Here is a 998-nt window from a genome sequence, read left to right on the forward strand (position 1 = left end):
GATAAGCTTTTCGAATCTGTACTCATAAATAATCGCTACTCAAATTTTATTAAACCAATGATCCAAACTGACAGTAATATCTTGTTTGGCTGCCTCAAATGCTACCTGATCATGCCCATAGGGATCAGCGATATCTTTATCATTCCAATGCCCCACTCTAAATGTTTTACCCCGACAATGCGGCCAATTACCCTCAATCCATTCTTTTTGACTGTCTGACATGGTTAAGATTAAATCTGCAGTTGTGACTAAGTCTTTATCAATCTGTTTCGCCCGATGATCACGCATGTCAATGCCATCTAACGCCATCACGGCAATGGCTTTTTCATCGGCAGGATGATCGACTAAGGCGGACAATCCTGCAGAATCAATATGTTTGTCTGGGAAGTGGTGCTGTAGTAAAGCTTCAGCGATGGGGCTACGACAAATATTGCCCACACAAACCACTAAGATATTGTTAAATGACATGGTGATAGCTCAACTTATATACCTGAAAGGCTTCTGATTGCCGATGTAGAAGGCAGTAGCGCACTGAGCACACGGTTCCAGCGAGCGAGACCGGTCGGATCCACATAAACGATATCATTGGGGTGCATCTCAAATCGGTTGGCCAATGAAAAGCTGGTGATGGTTTGCATATCAATATAATAGATATTGGTACGCGGATAGTTAGGATTGTCTCGAACCACATAGATCTTCGCGGCATTGGCACTGCTGGAGTCAAGACCTCTAGACTCACCAAGCACATGCGCTAAGCTTAATCCTTGCTCAAGAATAGGGACCGGTTCTACCCGACCAAACTCTCCTAAGACATATACTTTATTGCGACTTTGACTATTCACGTGAATAGAGTCACCGTTTTGGACATAAATCTTGTTGGCTGAGGAACCCAGTTGTCTGAGTGACTGTAAGCCTATGTTGTAGTTCACCCCATTACGGTTGAGGACAAGATTATTTGAGTCACCCGTTGGTAGGGCACCGCCGGCCATGGAGATGGC

General features: G+C 44.5%; 1 protein-coding gene and 1 pseudogene. Both read right to left on the reverse strand.

Translation table 11 applies throughout. From position 1 onward, the window contains the following. Positions 1-39: 39 nt before the first annotated feature. Complete coding sequence (locus H2245_RS11980) at positions 40-468, reverse strand: low molecular weight protein-tyrosine-phosphatase (RefSeq protein ID WP_182407640.1); 429 nt, start codon at positions 466-468, stop codon at positions 40-42. A 14-nt stretch (positions 469-482) separates the two neighbouring features. Continuing rightward, positions 483-998 (reverse strand): annotated as a pseudogene (locus tag H2245_RS11985) (sugar ABC transporter substrate-binding protein); the annotation flags it as partial.

The sequence above is a fragment of the Psychrobacter sp. GP33 genome (genome assembly GCF_014119005.1).
Taxonomy (GTDB): Bacteria; Pseudomonadota; Gammaproteobacteria; order Pseudomonadales; family Moraxellaceae; genus Psychrobacter.

What these genes read in the sequence shown, in the direction of transcription:
- H2245_RS11980 (WP_182407640.1), bottom strand. Translation starts at nt 468, where the DNA reads ATGTCATTTAACAATATCTTAGTGGTTTGTGTGGGCAATATTTGTCGT.